Annotated in this window: 15 protein-coding genes and 2 tRNA genes; 7 read left to right on the top strand and 10 right to left on the bottom strand. The window is 68.3% G+C overall.

All coding sequences use genetic code 11. From position 1 onward, the window contains the following. Window positions 1–7 precede the first annotated feature (7 nt). Genes IFR14_RS09570 through IFR14_RS09560 form a run of 3 tightly spaced genes read left to right on the top strand, consistent with a single transcriptional unit; the run spans window position 8 to window position 3178 of the window. Window positions 8–1015: a mechanosensitive ion channel family protein gene (locus tag IFR14_RS09570; protein WP_079705699.1), complete on the top strand. Its 1008-nt coding sequence runs from the start codon at window positions 8–10 to the stop codon at window positions 1013–1015. Between the two features lie 20 nt (window positions 1016–1035). Continuing rightward, window positions 1036–1440, top strand: coding sequence for a globin (locus IFR14_RS09565; protein ID WP_191941291.1), 405 nt, complete (start codon window positions 1036–1038; stop codon window positions 1438–1440). A 55-nt stretch (window positions 1441–1495) separates the two neighbouring features. Then, window positions 1496–3178 (top strand): FAD-binding dehydrogenase, encoded by a 1683-nt coding sequence (locus IFR14_RS09560; RefSeq protein WP_191940906.1) that lies wholly within the window; start codon window positions 1496–1498, stop codon window positions 3176–3178. Between the two features lie 3 nt (window positions 3179–3181). On the opposite strand, the gene IFR14_RS09555 is transcribed toward IFR14_RS09560, so the two are convergent. After that, window positions 3182–3862: a hypothetical protein gene (locus IFR14_RS09555; RefSeq protein ID WP_191940905.1), complete on the bottom strand. Its 681-nt coding sequence runs from the start codon at window positions 3860–3862 to the stop codon at window positions 3182–3184. Between the two features lie 126 nt (window positions 3863–3988). Here IFR14_RS09555 and IFR14_RS09550 point away from each other — a divergent pair, with 126 nt between their 5' ends. Further along, the gene (locus tag IFR14_RS09550; protein WP_234993952.1) at window positions 3989–4861 is read left to right on the top strand and encodes an acyl-CoA thioesterase; all 873 of its coding nucleotides are present in this window, start codon (window positions 3989–3991) and stop codon (window positions 4859–4861) included. A 10-nt stretch (window positions 4862–4871) separates the two neighbouring features. On the opposite strand, the gene IFR14_RS09545 is transcribed toward IFR14_RS09550, so the two are convergent. The 5 genes from IFR14_RS09545 to IFR14_RS09525 all read right to left on the bottom strand — a co-directional run bounded on the left by IFR14_RS09545 (window position 4872) and on the right by IFR14_RS09525 (window position 9685). Then, window positions 4872–5345 carry an acyl-CoA thioesterase gene (locus IFR14_RS09545; protein ID WP_064295138.1) on the bottom strand — a complete coding sequence of 158 codons (474 nt, stop codon included), beginning with the start codon at window positions 5343–5345 and terminating at the stop codon, window positions 4872–4874. 87 nt (window positions 5346–5432) lie between these two features. Further along, window positions 5433–7115 carry an energy-dependent translational throttle protein EttA gene (gene ettA, locus IFR14_RS09540; protein WP_079705695.1) on the bottom strand — a complete coding sequence of 561 codons (1683 nt, stop codon included), beginning with the start codon at window positions 7113–7115 and terminating at the stop codon, window positions 5433–5435. Window positions 7116–7128: 13 nt separating this feature from the next. Further along, the gene (locus IFR14_RS09535) at window positions 7129–8574 is read right to left on the bottom strand and encodes an amino acid permease (protein ID WP_086473531.1); all 1446 of its coding nucleotides are present in this window, start codon (window positions 8572–8574) and stop codon (window positions 7129–7131) included. Between the two features lie 105 nt (window positions 8575–8679). Further along, the gene (locus IFR14_RS09530; RefSeq protein WP_240043895.1) at window positions 8680–9204 is read right to left on the bottom strand and encodes a DUF6993 domain-containing protein; all 525 of its coding nucleotides are present in this window, start codon (window positions 9202–9204) and stop codon (window positions 8680–8682) included. A 22-nt stretch (window positions 9205–9226) separates the two neighbouring features. Beyond that, window positions 9227–9685, bottom strand: coding sequence for a single-stranded DNA-binding protein (locus IFR14_RS09525; RefSeq protein WP_137241843.1), 459 nt, complete (start codon window positions 9683–9685; stop codon window positions 9227–9229). 282 nt (window positions 9686–9967) lie between these two features. On the opposite strand from IFR14_RS09525, the gene IFR14_RS09520 reads away from it, so the two are divergent. Then, window positions 9968–10168 carry a hypothetical protein gene (locus tag IFR14_RS09520; protein ID WP_064295136.1) on the top strand — a complete coding sequence of 67 codons (201 nt, stop codon included), beginning with the start codon at window positions 9968–9970 and terminating at the stop codon, window positions 10166–10168. An 800-nt stretch (window positions 10169–10968) separates the two neighbouring features. On the opposite strand, the gene nadE is transcribed toward IFR14_RS09520, so the two are convergent. From nadE to orn, 4 genes are all read right to left on the bottom strand, one after another. Next, window positions 10969–11790: an ammonia-dependent NAD(+) synthetase gene (gene nadE, locus IFR14_RS09510; RefSeq protein WP_085510661.1), complete on the bottom strand. Its 822-nt coding sequence runs from the start codon at window positions 11788–11790 to the stop codon at window positions 10969–10971. 91 nt (window positions 11791–11881) lie between these two features. Next, complete coding sequence (locus tag IFR14_RS09505) at window positions 11882–12232, bottom strand: metallopeptidase family protein (protein ID WP_064295133.1); 351 nt, start codon at window positions 12230–12232, stop codon at window positions 11882–11884. Between the two features lie 55 nt (window positions 12233–12287). Continuing rightward, a tRNA-His gene (locus IFR14_RS09500) sits at window positions 12288–12363 on the bottom strand. Window positions 12364–12413: 50 nt separating this feature from the next. Next, window positions 12414–13034, bottom strand: a complete 621-nt coding sequence (orn, locus tag IFR14_RS09495) for an oligoribonuclease (RefSeq protein ID WP_064295132.1) — start codon at window positions 13032–13034, stop codon at window positions 12414–12416. Between the two features lie 52 nt (window positions 13035–13086). Here orn and IFR14_RS09490 point away from each other — a divergent pair, with 52 nt between their 5' ends. Together IFR14_RS09490 and IFR14_RS09485 are read left to right on the top strand one after the other, a co-directional pair. Beyond that, entirely contained in the window at window positions 13087–13311 is a 225-nt protein-coding gene (locus IFR14_RS09490) for an SCO4848 family membrane protein (RefSeq protein WP_064295131.1), read from the top strand. Window positions 13312–13341: 30 nt separating this feature from the next. Then, window positions 13342–13414: transfer RNA gene (locus IFR14_RS09485), tRNA-Arg, on the top strand. Window positions 13415–13503 lie beyond the last annotated feature (89 nt).

Below are 13503 nucleotides of genomic sequence, written 5' to 3'. Positions count from 1 at the left end.
GGCCCATATGAACTGGGATGAGATCTGGCCTGACGTGACCGCCTTCCTCTGGACGGCGGGGTGGAAGATCATCGGCGTGGTGGTCGTGATCGGCCTGGCGTTCGCCGCCGCATGGGTGCTCCGATTCGTCATCCGACGCGTCGTCGGCCGCATCGTGAGTGGCGTCAAGAAGAGCGCCGACGTCACCGACACGCAATCGCTGCTCGCCTCGCCGCTCGCCGCCGTCCGACTCGTCCAACGCACGCGGACCCTCGGCACCGTGCTCAGCAACATCGTCAACGTCACCATCGTCATCGTCGCGGCCATCCTCGTCGTCAACGTCATTGACTCGAGCATCATCGGCTCCTTCGCCCTGCTGACGGCCGCGGTCGGTGCCGGTCTCGGTTTCGGCGCGCAGAACATCGTCAAGGACATCCTCAACGGCCTGTTCATGGTGGTGGAGGACCAGCTGGGCGTGGGCGACGTGGTCGACCTCGGACCCGCCACCGGCGTCGTCGAGACCGTCGGCATCCGGATCACCCAGGTACGCGACGTCAACGGCACGCTCTGGTTCGTCCGCAACGGCGAGATCCTGCGGGTCGGCAACATGTCGCAGGGGTGGTCGCGGGTCATCATCGACCTGGCGATCCCGTACGACACCGACGTCGAAGCCGTCCAGGAGCGCATGCTCGACACGGCCAACGAACTCGCCCACGACCCCAAGTGGCGCTCCCGCATCCTCGAGAAGCCCGAGCTGTGGGGTCTCGAGTCGATCTCGGGTGACGCACTCGTCATCCGCCTGGTGATCAAGACGCGCACGAGTGCCAAGGACGACGTGGCTCGCGAACTGCGGATGCGGTTGAAGCGGGCCGTCGACGAGATGGACGTCAAGCTGCCGTCGCTCAACAGCATCGTCCTCTCGGGCTTCGAGGGTGCCGCAAGCGTGACCGGTTCGCGTCCCCCGCGCACCCACCCGACCACGGTGGTCCCTCCACGGGCGCCGAAGACCAAGCGACCCCCGAGAGGGCAGCAGTGACCGACTCCCAGGCACCAGGCATGTCCTTCTACGAGCAGGTCGGCGGACACGCCACCTTCAAGGCCCTCGTGGACGAGTTCTACCGCGGCGTGGCCGGCGACCCCGTCCTGAAACCGATGTACCCCGAGGAGGACCTCGGTCCGGCGGCCGACCGGCTGATGCTCTTCCTCGAGCAGTACTGGGGTGGGCCGGGCACCTACAGCGCCGAACGCGGCCACCCGCGTCTCCGGCTCCGACACCAGCCCTTCCACGTGAACCCCGACGCTCGCGACCGCTGGCTGCTGCACATGCGCGCCGCCGTCGACAGCCTCGACCTCGCGCCGGTGCACGAGGCGACGCTCTGGGACTACCTCGAGCGGGCAGCCCACGCCATGGTCAACACCTTCGACGAGGATCCAGGGGCACCGCACCGCAGTCTCCTCTGATTCCGGCCGCACGGTCGTAGGATCGGACGCACGTCCGTGCCGAAGGAGTCAGCAGATGCCAGCAGCCGTCCCTCCCAACCCGTCCGCCGATCGAACCGAGGCCGACGCGATCGTGATCGGCAGCGGGCTGGCGGGGCTCGTCGCAGCCGCAGAGCTGATCGACGCCGGCAAGCGTGTCATCCTGCTCGAACAGGAGCCGGAGTCGAACCTCGGTGGCCAGGCGCACTGGTCGTTCGGCGGCCTGTTCCTGGTCGACTCCCCCGAGCAGCGCCACCTCGGCGTCCGTGACTCGCTCGAGCTCGCGACCCAGGACTGGTTCGGCGCAGCAGCGTTCGACCGTCCCGAGGACCACTGGCCCAAGCGCTGGGCAGAGGCGTACCTCGATTTCGCCGCGGGCGAGAAGCGCGCCTGGCTCCACGAGCAGGGCGTGCGGTTCTTCCCGGTCGTCGGCTGGGCGGAACGGGGCGGCTACGGCGCCATCGGCCACGGCAACTCCGTTCCCCGCTTCCACATCACCTGGGGCACCGGACCCGGTGTCGTCGCGCCCTTCGTCCGACGGGTGAACGCCGGCGTCGAGGACGGCTCGGTGTCGGCTCACTTCCGGCATCGTGTGGACGAGCTGCTCACCGAGGACGGTGCGGTCGTCGGCGTACGCGGCTCCGTGCTCGCCCCGTCGCATGCCGAGCGCGGAGCTCCGAGCTCGCGCGAGGTCGTCGGCGAGTTCTCGTGCAGGGCGCCTGCGGTGCTCGTCGCAAGCGGTGGCATCGGAGGGAACCACGACCTCGTCCGCGAACAGTGGCCGGCCCGGCTCGGGACGCCGCCGACGACCATGCTCTCCGGTGTCCCGGCGCACGTCGACGGACGCATGCTGGCGATCAGCGAACGCGCGGGCGGGCATCTCATCAACGGCGACCGGATGTGGCACTACGTCGAAGGCATCACCAACTGGGATCCGATCTGGCCGCAGCACGGCATCAGGATCCTGCCGGGGCCGTCGTCGCTCTGGTTCGACGCGACCGGGAAGCGACTCCCGGTGCCGCTCTTCCCGGGCTTCGACACGCTCGGTACCCTCGCGCACCTGCGTGCCACCGGCCACGACCACAGCTGGTTCGTGCTGACCCAGCGGATCATCGAGAAGGAGTTCGCACTGTCGGGGAGCGAGCAGAACCCTGACCTCACCGGGAAGGACCTCGGGCTGCTCGCGAAGCGCATCGGCCCGGGAGCGCCCGGCCCCGTCGAGGCGTTCAAGGAACACGGCGCGGACTTCGTCGTCGCCGACACGCTCACCGAGCTGGTCGCAGGGATGCAGGAGCTCAGCCCGGAGAAGCCCATCGACGCGGCGAACGTCATCGCCGAGGTGGAGGCCCGCGATCGCGAGATCGACAACCCGTTCACGAAGGACCTGCAGATCACGGCGCTCCGCGGTGCCCGCTCCTACCGGGGCGACAAACTCATCCGCGTCGCCGCACCGCACCGGCTCCTCGATCCGAAGGCCGGACCGCTCATCGCGGTGAAGCTGCACGTCCTGACCCGCAAGAGCCTCGGTGGGCTCGAGACCGACCTCGCGAGTCGGGTCCTCGGCCCGGACGGGAACCCGGTGCCCGGCCTCTACGCCGCCGGTGAGGCGGCTGGCTTCGGCGGTGGAGGGATCCACGGCTACCGCGCGCTCGAGGGGACCTTCCTCGGCGGCTGTCTGTTCAGCGGTCGGACCGCCGGCCGCGCGATGGCCGCCGGCTGAGGATCAGGACACGGCGCCCGCGAGCACATGCCCGCGTCGGGTGCTCAAGCGGACCCATCCGCCTGAGCGGAAGACGGCCGCGCGCTCCGGCTCGGCGATGAAGCCGAGGCCCACCGCGGCGAACGCGGCACCGGTCGGGAGTCCGTGGCCGTCGCCGAGGGGCCGGGACCAGACCTGCGACCGCACCTTCTGGACGATCTGATCGCCCACCGCTGTGGGGAGCGTCTCGGCGATCTCCGAGGCCCCCGTCCTGGCGACGAGTTCGAGCTCGATGGTGTCCACGTCGCCCGCACGTTCCCAGCCACCACGGGGCGGTGCCTGTCCGACCCACGGGGCCGTCCTCGTGGACGGCGGCAGCTCGAGCGGCACGGTCTCGCGGGCATCCGCGACCAGGTCCTCGGCAGCGACGCCGCCGAGCGTGCGGACGATGCGGTCGATGAGTTCACGCGGGGTCGCGAGCACGTCCGCCGTGGCGGGTTCGGCGAGTGCGAAGGTGCGCATCCCGATGATCGTCGGACTCCGGTCGAGCAGACCCTGCGGGTGCAGCACCGGAGCGGAGACCGCCAGGACGTCCCCGATAGCCAGGAGCCGCACACCGGAGTCGTCGATCCGGGCGGCGCGTGCGAGGAAGGTGCGGAGGTCGGCGAGCGAGGTGGCGTCGAGGAGCTGCAAGATGGTGGACATCTCCTCTCAATCTACGCCACCGCCGCGTGCGCTCCGGCACCGCGTCGCCAGGGCCTGGATAGACTCGGCGGGTCGGGTCGGGCATCGACGACCGAGCCTCGACCCCCGGATGAAAGGCGTGTTCGCGTGAAGGAACCGATCCACTCCCTGCTCACCGCACTCGACCTCAGTGCTCCCGGTGTCCGGACCGACGAGGACATCTTCACCGGTCCGTCCCAATGGATGCCACAGGGGCGGGTCTTCGGTGGTCAGGTGCTCGCCCAGTCCGTCGTCGCCGCGACCCGGACCGTCGACGCCGAGCGCATCATCCACTCGATGCACGGGTACTTCCTCCGACCAGGCGACGTCGACCTGCCGATCACCTTCGCGGTCGACCGCATCCACGACGGACGCTCGTTCGCCACCCGGCGCACCCAGGCATACCAGAACGGGGTGCCGATCCTCTCGATGATCGCGTCCTTCCAGACCCAGGATGAGGGCCCGGAGCATCAGATCGAGCTGCCCGACGGGATCCCGGACCCGGAGACGCTCCCGTCAGCCGCCGAGCTCCTCAGCGGGATCGACCACCCGGCGGCCGAGGCGTGGGCGACGGGACGCCCCTTCGACCTCCGCCACGTCGGCTCCCCCGTCTACCTCCGGGTGGAGGGCGAGCGGACCACCCGGCAAGCGGTGTGGTTCAAGACGATCGAGGACCTGCCCGACGACCCGGCGCTGCACCGTGCAGCGCTCGCCTACGCGAGTGACTACACGATCCTGGAGCCGGTGCTCCGTCGTCACGGCGTCCCGTGGGCCACCCCGGGCATCAAGATCGCCAGTCTCGACCACGCCATGTGGTGGCACCGACCCGCCCGCGTCGACGAGTGGCTGCTCTACCTGCAGGATTCCCCGAGTGCCACGGGCGGACGAGGTCTGTCCCTCGGGCGCATCTACGATCGGGCGGGTCGCCTCGTTGCGAGCGTCGCCCAGGAGGGCATGGTGCGGTTCCCGACGCCTCGGTGACCGGCGTCGCTCAGCGCCGCGAGAACTCGATCGGATCCTCGAGGAACGGCTCCCATGCGGCACGTTCGACGTCCGAGATCCGGCGCGGCTTGAGCGTCTTGGCGTCCACCATGACGACCGTCGTGGAGGCTCGGGCGTACAGCGTCTGCGATGCCCCGCCCAGCGGCGAGTAGACCTCGTACGCGACCTGCAGGCTGGCTCCGCCGATCTTGCCCATCCAGAGCTGGACGTCGAGCGGATCGCGCTGGTACGGGATCGGGGCCAGGTACTCGATCTCCTGGTGCGCCACGAGCGTCAGCGTCTCGGCCTCGAGGCTCGCATCGATGACCGCGGTCGGCGGGACGTCCTCCGACGCCAGCGTCGGGATCCAGAAGACGCGGACGCGCGCCTCCTCCAGCAGCTTGAGCATGGAGGCGTTGTTGACGTGGTTGAAGGCGTCGAGGTCGCCCCACCGCAGTGGGATCGGCACGTGGAGTCTGGTCATTGCTGGGCCCTCCGTGGGTCGGGGACGTACGGGTCGTGAACGGACGACGGCCCATCGGCAGAAGCCGATGGGCCGTTCGCACGAGTCCTAGTCGCGCGTGAGCTTGCGGTACGCGGAGCGGTGCGGCTTGGCCGCGTCCGGTCCGAGGCGCTTGATCTTGTCCTCTTCGTAGGACTCGAAGTTTCCCTCGAACCAGTGCCAGTTCGACGGGTTCTCCTCGGTGCCCTCGTACGACAGGATGTGCGTCGCGATGCGGTCGAGGAACCACCGGTCGTGGGTGATGACCACAGCGCAACCCGGGAACTCGAGGAGCGCGTTCTCAAGGCTCGAGAGCGTCTCGACGTCGAGGTCGTTGGTCGGTTCGTCGAGCAGCAGGAGGTTACCGCCCTGCTTGAGCGTCAGCGCGAGGTTCAGTCGGTTGCGCTCACCACCGGAGAGGACGCCGGCCTTCTTCTGCTGGTCCGGCCCCTTGAACCCGAAGGTCGACACGTAGGCGCGGGACGGGATCTCCTGGTTGCCGACCTGGATGTAGTCGAGCCCTTCGGACACGACCTCCCAGAGCGTCTTGTTGGGGTCGATGCCCCCACGGGACTGGTCGACGTAGGAGAGCTTCACGGTCTCGCCGACCTTGAGCTCACCGCCATCGAGCGGCTCGATGCCGACGATGGTCTTGAACAGCGTGGTCTTACCGACACCGTTCGGGCCGATGATGCCGACGATGCCGTTGCGAGGCAGGCTGAAGGAGAGGTCGTCGATGAGGACGCGTCCGTCGAAGCCCTTCTCGAGCTTCTTGGCCTCGAGGACCGTCGAGCCGAGTCGCGGACCGGCGGGGATCTGGATCTCCTCGAAGTCGAGCTTCCTGGTGCGCTCGGCCTCTGTCGCCATCTCCTCGTAGCGAGCGAGACGAGCCTTCGACTTCGCCTGGCGGCCCTTCGCGTTGCTGCGGACCCACTCGAGTTCGCTCGCGAGTCGCTTGGCGAGCTTCGCGTCCTTCTTGCCTTGGACGTTGAGACGCTCGCCCTTCTTCTCGAGGTAGGTCGAGTAGTTACCCTCGTAGGGGTACAGGCGACCGCGGTCGACCTCACAGATCCACTCTGCGACGTGGTCGAGGAAGTACCGGTCGTGGGTGACGGCGAGCACGGCGCCCGCGTACTGGGCGAGGTGCTGCTCGAGCCAGAGCACGCTCTCGGCGTCGAGGTGGTTGGTGGGCTCGTCGAGGAGCAGGAGGTCGGGCTTCTGCAGGAGGAGCTTGCAGAGTGCGACGCGACGCTTCTCACCACCGGAGAGGTGGGCGACCGTGGCGTCGGACGGCGGGCAGCGCAGGGCGTCCATCGCCTGCTCCAGCTGCGAGTCGAGGTCCCAGGCGTCAGCGGCGTCGATCGCCTCCTGCAGCACGCCCATCTCGGCGAGCAGGGCGTCGAAGTCGGCGTCGGGCTCGGCCATCGCGAGCGAGATCTCGTTGAAGCGGTCGATCTTGCCCTTGATCTCGCCGACGCCCTCTTGGACGTTCTCGAGCACGGTCTTGTCCTCGTCGAGTTCCGGCTCCTGCATGAGGATGCCGACGCTGAAGCCCGGCGTGAGCTTCGCCTCACCGTTCGAGGGGGTGTCGATCCCCGCCATGATCTTCAGGATCGTGGACTTACCGGCACCGTTCGGGCCGACGACGCCGATCTTCGCTCCGGGCAGGAACGCCATCGTCACGTCGTCGAGGATGAGCTTGTCGCCGACCGCCTTGCGGGCGCGGACCATCGAGTAAATGTATTCAGCCATGTCGCCGTCCAGTCTACGGGCGGACCCTCCGTTTGCGCTGCACGACGACGCCCGCGATGACGGCCGCCGCCGCGATCGCGCAACTCGTCGTCACCTCGAGGAGCCGGGCGGGCCCGCCGAAGAACATCGACACCAGCAGCGCGACGAGCGCGACGACGACCACGACGGTGAGCCACGGGTGTCCCCACATGCGGATCCCGCCGACGCGGTCGCTGCTCTCCGACGGCGAGACCTGATCGAACCGTCGGCTGCGCAATTGAGCGACGGCGATCACGATCCACACGAAGATCGCGATCGCGCCGGTGGAGTTGACGAGGAACGTGAAGACCTCGTCCGGTGCGAGGTAGTTCAACAGGACGCACACGAGCCCGACGACGGCCGAGCACAGGATCGCGACCGCCGGAGTGCCGCGCCGTGTCGTCGCGCGGACCGCTCGCGGGGCCTCCCCGCGGCCGCCGAGCGAGAACAGCATGCGCGATGCCGTGTACAGCGAGGCGTTGAGCGTCGACAGCAGGGCCGTGAAGACGATGATGTCCATCGCCACCCCGGCACCGGGAATCCCGGCGGCGTGCAGCATGGTGACGAAGGGACTGATCCCCGGCGTGATCTCCGTCCACGGCACCACGATGAGGACGACCAGGATCGAGCCGATGTAGAACAGCAGGATCCGCCAGACGACCGAGTTCACCGCTCGCCGGACGGCACCCTTCGGGTCCACCGATTCTCCCGCCGCGATCGTGGCGACCTCGGCACCGAACATCGAGAAGATGATCGGCAACAGCGCCGCCAGGACGCCGCCGATACCGAACGGCAGGAAGCCCCCGTCGGTTGGAGCGAGGTTGGCGACGGTCGCCGTCTCGGTCGGGATGACGCCGACGATGATGAGCGATCCGAGCGCGATGAACAGGATCACGGCCGCGATCTTGATCGACGAGAACCAGAACTCGAACTCACCGAACGACTTCACGGAGACGAGGTTGGCGGCGAGGAATGCGACGGTGATCACGAGCGCCGGGATCCACTGCGGGAGACCGGGCACCCACTGGCTGACGATCTGCGCTGCGGCCGTCGCCTCGATGCCGACGACCACGACCCAGAACCACCAGTAGAGCCATCCGATCGCGAGACCGGCCCAGGGACCGATGAATCGCGAGGCGTAGGCGGAGAACGACCCGGTCTCGGGCGATGCGGAGGCCATCTCCCCCAACATGCGCATGACGAGCACCACGACCACGCCGGCCAGGGCGTACGCGAGGATCACGCCGGGCCCTGCTGCGAGGATCGCCGTGCTCGACGCCACGAGGAGCCCGGCGCCGATCATGCCACCGAGGGCGATCAGCGCCAGATGACGAGGCTTGAGCGTGTGCGCGAGCGCCGTCGGCGCGACGGCCAGACGTTCGTCGGCCAGGAAGACGGCCTCGGTGGCAGGTTCCCCGCCAGGTGATGGGTTGGCGGTCATGCAGTCCCTCGATTCCGGATCGAGCCACCCAAGAAGTGGCGACATCTGAAATGTCAGGCTATGGCATGCCTACAACTTGCACCAGTCCGGAAGCGGTCGGCGGCTCTACCAGTCGATCGCGCGGGTGACCCCGATGAGGCATCGACCGGTGTCGAGCTGCGACACCACCGACGAGTGGTACCCCGTCGCCGGCCCGTTCTGCCCGAGGATGCACTGCCCTTGCCACCGGATGGCGAACTGGATCGAGTCGGCCGGCTCGCCGATGCTCGTCGTGTCCGAGGAGACCTCCATCTCCGCCTTCGGGAAGCCGGCGGCGACGAGACCGTCGATGATCGCCTGGCCGCCAGCGGCGGGGTTCGCGGCGAGCGTGGCGGCGTTCACGGCGTCGAAGAACGGCAGGTTGTCGGTGGCGGTGCCCTCGGGGAGCAGCACCGGTGCGGCCGGAGCCGTCTCAGTGGCGGTCGGCGTCTGGCTCGGCGTGGCCGTCGGCTCGGGAGCAGGCTGGGTGCAACCGGTCACGACGATGCCGAGCAGGCCGAGCACCACGCCGACCCGGACGCCGGCGATCGACGAGCGACGACGGATCGAGGTGACGGCTGAGACGGGGCGATCGCGGAGGCTCTTCTGCACGTCGAGCAGTCTACGCGGCGCGTCAGAACGGCGTGTCCTGCGGCGGTGCCGACGCCCACTCCCCGGTTCCGGATCCGGATCCGGTCGACTCGGATGCGGCGGACGCCGGGGACGCCCCCGCTCCGACCGGCGACTCATTGGACCCCTTCGGTTGCCAGCCGATGTCCGGCCCGATGTGATCGGCTTCGATGTCGACCGACGTCCCTCGTCGATCGCCCTGCTCCCAGTCGCGGATCCGCAACCGGCCGAGCACGATGACGCGTTGTCCTTTGACGAGCGATGTGGCGGAGGCGGTCGCCAATCCACGGAAGGCGCTCACCGTGTACCAGTTCGTCTCCTGCGCCACCCAGGAACCCTGCTTCTGGTCGTACCGACGTTGCTGCGACGCCAGGCGGAAACTGGTGATGTCCAGCCCGGACGTCGTGCGATGGTGCTTGGGGTCTGTCGCGACGTGTCCGCAGACGGTGATCTGGTCGTTCATGGGTTCCTCTCCTGTCGGTCCGACGATCCTGGCGGCGGATCGCGGAAGCGTCCGGGGCGGGTCCGTGCCGATCGCCGCCCCGGACGCGCTGCCAGCCTCACCGATCCCGGAGGCCCCGTGGCGAGCCGGGCGGCCCTCGTCGATGTCCACAACCGCGCACCTCGCTGTGGAGGACCCTCGCTCCGCTCTGACCAGGGCCGATGTCGGTGGCCCCGCATACGCTGACGAGTACCAGCCGGCAGTCCCAGTCCGGTATCGCCCCACCAGCGCACGAGGAGTCCCATGCCCAACGCCCTGAGCATCCGTCCCGGCTACTGGCGCGTGACGACCCCCGACGGCCGCGTGCTCGGCAACATCGAGGCCGTCGGAGCGGACGGCGTCCCGGAGTACCGGGCCAACCGGTTCAGACCGGCGGTCCTCGGGTACGCCCCACTGGGCAGCTTCAGCGATCTCGCGGTCGCCATCGACGCCTTCCGCAACTGAGCGACGACCCTCCCGCCGTTCCCATCGAACCCGGTGCGTCGCCCGTGTTCACGCCCGAACGAGGGGTAGTCTGCGGCCCATGCAGTGGTGGAATGACTTCGTAGAGTGGGTGACCTCAGCTGAGGTCCGCCCCATGCTGTTCGCTGCGGCCCTCTTCATCGTGGCCGTCGTGGTGTCCTCCCTCGTCGCCGCCGGCGCAAGCCGTCGCGCGCTGCGAGCCATCGTGGACCAACGCGACCGAGAGCAGAAGAACGTCGCGATCCTGGCGCTCGTCGACGCCGCCACCGAGGCCAGCGTCTGGAACTCGCTCACCCCGCAGGAGCAGGTGCTCAGCGATCGGGCCGTCGCCCAGGCCGACACCCTCGTGCGGCTCAGCCCGATCAAGGGTGCGGCCGTCGCCGCGGACTGGGCGAACCACCAGCTCCACGAGATGAAGCGCAACTCCGCGACGTTCGGGTACGAGTTGGACCCGGTGGTCGAGGACTTCCGCGACCGCCTCGTCGAGTGGTCGAAGAAGCCGGCACGGGCCCGAAAGGACTTCGACGGAGACCTCCGTCGCTGGCGCGCCGAGTCCAGCGGATCGGAACAGGCGCTCGTCGCGGAGCAGGAGTCGTGGGTCGCCAAGCAGCACCACGAGCAGTACGCCGGTGTGAAGCCCGCGTCCACCGCCCCGGCTGCACGGCCCGGCGACATCACTCGCTCGACTGGCGGCACGATCAACACCAGCACGACGCAGCGCATCATCGACGACGTCGCGGTCCTGGAAGCCGANCCGCCGTCTTCGTGTCAGGGGTGCGTGGTCAGCGCCACCAGGTGTCGAATTTGCTGACCGGGACCTGTCGCTTGTGCTCCGTCGCCGCGTACCGGGCCTCGATCGCTTCGGCGGCCACCGGATCGATCTCGCTCCCCTCGAGGAAGTCGTCGATCTGCTGGTAGCTGAGCCCGAGGTTCTCCTCGTCGGTCTGGCCAGGAGTGCCGTCGAGGAGATCGGCGGTCGGGGCCTTCAGGTAGAGGCGTTCCGGAGCGTCGAGCGACTCCAGGAGCGCACGCCCCTGACGCTTCGTCAGGCCACTGAGCGGGAGCACGTCGGCCCCGCCGTCGCCGAACTTCGTGAAGAAGCCGGTGACCGCCTCGGCCGCGTGGTCCGTCCCGACCACCAGGAGCCCCTGCTGACCGGCGATCGCGTACTGCGCGACCATCCGTGCCCGCGCCTTCGCGTTGCCCTTGACGAAGTCACTGAGGGGTTCGCCGGTCGCATCCGCGTACTCGGCTTCGAACCCGTCGACCGCACGTTGGATGTTGAACACGACGGAGTCGTCCGGGCGGATGAACGACAGCGCCAACTGGGCGTCGTCCTCGTCGTGCTGCACGGCGTACGGTAGACGGACGGCGACGAACCGGGCCTCGCCACCCTCGGCTCGGACCTCTTCCGCCGCGAGCTGGCACAGGCGCCCGGCGAGCGACGAGTCCTGTCCCCCGCTGATCCCGAGCACGAACCCCTTCGTGTGCGTCGCCCGCAGGTACGACTTCAGAAAGTCGATCCGGGAACGGACCTCGGCCGCCGGGTCGATCGTGGGGCTGACATGGAGTTCCGCAATGATGCGGGCCTGGATCTCGCGCATGTCCCCAGGCTACTCGCTCACCGGAGGCGCACCCGGAACTCCGAGGCACTTGCAACACACCGGAAACACGGCTCGGTGGGCGAGGCGGGTCTCAGGCCCAGCCGAGCTCGTGCAGCCGCTCGTCGTCGATGCCGTAGAAGTGCGCGATCTCGTGGACCAGGGTGGTGTGGATCTCGTCGGCGAGCTCGTCGAGTGTCTCGCACGCCGCCAGATGCGGCTCGCGGTAGACGATGATCCGGTCGGGCATCTCGCCGAAGCCGTAGCGGTCGCGCTCCGTCAGGGCGACGCCGTCGTACAGCCCGAGCGTGTCGAGCGTGCCGTTCTCAGGGCGGTCCTCGACGACGAACACGACGTTGTCGAGACCGTCGACCATCTCGTCGGGCAAGCGGTCGAGTTCGTCCACCACGAGGGCTTCGAACGCCTCGGTGTCCAGCTCCAACATGCCCGCTCCCCGGATACGACAGAAGCCGGAGGGATCCTCCGGCTTCTGTACGACATGGGGTGAGTAACGGGGCTTGAACCCGCGACCTCCTGGACCACAACCAGGCGCTCTGCCAACTGAGCTATACCCACCATGCGACCTGCTCCGCGGAGACCGCGTCACAAGCGACTGGACGAGTCTATTACATGTTTGGGGCGTACCGTGACACGACCGCTTCCGAAACCTGCTTCGCGTCGTCGGAGGACGGGCCGGGGAGGTCGACGAACAACGCTCCGCGGTAGTAGGCGAGCTCACGGATGGACTCGAGGATGTCCGCCAGCGCGCGGTGTCCGCCGTGCTTCGACGGGGCGTTGAAGTACACCCGCGGGTACCACCGACGGGCGAGTTCCTTGATGGAGGAGACGTCGACGTTGCGGTAGTGCAGGTGGGCGTCGAGCCGCGGCATGTACCGCGCGAGGAATCCTCGGTCGGTCCCGATGGTGTTCCCGGCCAGCGGTGCCTTCGACTCGTCGGGGACGAAGCGCTGGATGTACTCGATGACCTGGAACTCGGCGTCCGCGACGCTCACGCCGTTCGGGATCTCCTCGAGCAGCCCCGACGTGCGGTGCATGTTCGTCACGAACTCACCCATGTTGTCGAGTGCCGACTGGTCGGGCTTGATCACGACGGAGTAACCCGGGTCGAGGATGTTCAGTTCGAAGTCGGTGATCACGACGGCGATCTCGACGAGTTCGTCGACCTCCAGCTCGAGTCCGGTCATCTCGCAGTCGATCCAGACCAGACGGTCCCCAGCTGTGCTCATGGGTCGAGTCTACTCAGCACGACCGACGCCGCCGGTTCCGTAGACTCGAGCGGTGATCATCGCCATCTCCGTCCTGCTGCTCGTCAACGGTGTCTACAACGTCGTCGTCTGGCCCCGCTTCCTCAAGCGCATCGTGGCCGACCCGCGCGCCCGCGACGATCAGGGACGTGCGACGACGTTCCTGCGCGTCCACGTCATCCTCATCAGCATCGCCCTCGTCCTCGCAGCCCTGTCGCTCGTCTTCGGAGTCCTCGGCCTCCTCGGCGTCGGCGCCTGACACACCGCTGCGGTATCCTGGACGACGCCCGCCTCCGTAGCTCAGGGGATAGAGCAGGAGCCTTCTAATCTCTTGGTCGCAGGTTCGAATCCTGCCGGGGGCACCTCACACGACATCGCGGACCCTTCTCATCTCTTGGTCGCAGGTTCGAATCCTGCCGGGGCACACCACCCTTCGACAAGCTCAGGGACC

It is taken from the genome of Plantibacter sp. CFBP 8775, from assembly GCF_014839505.1.
Lineage (GTDB): Bacteria > Actinomycetota > Actinomycetes > Actinomycetales > Microbacteriaceae > Plantibacter > Plantibacter auratus.
The sequence above is the reverse complement of the archived record's forward strand: the minus strand, read 5'-3'. Positions and strand labels throughout refer to the sequence as shown.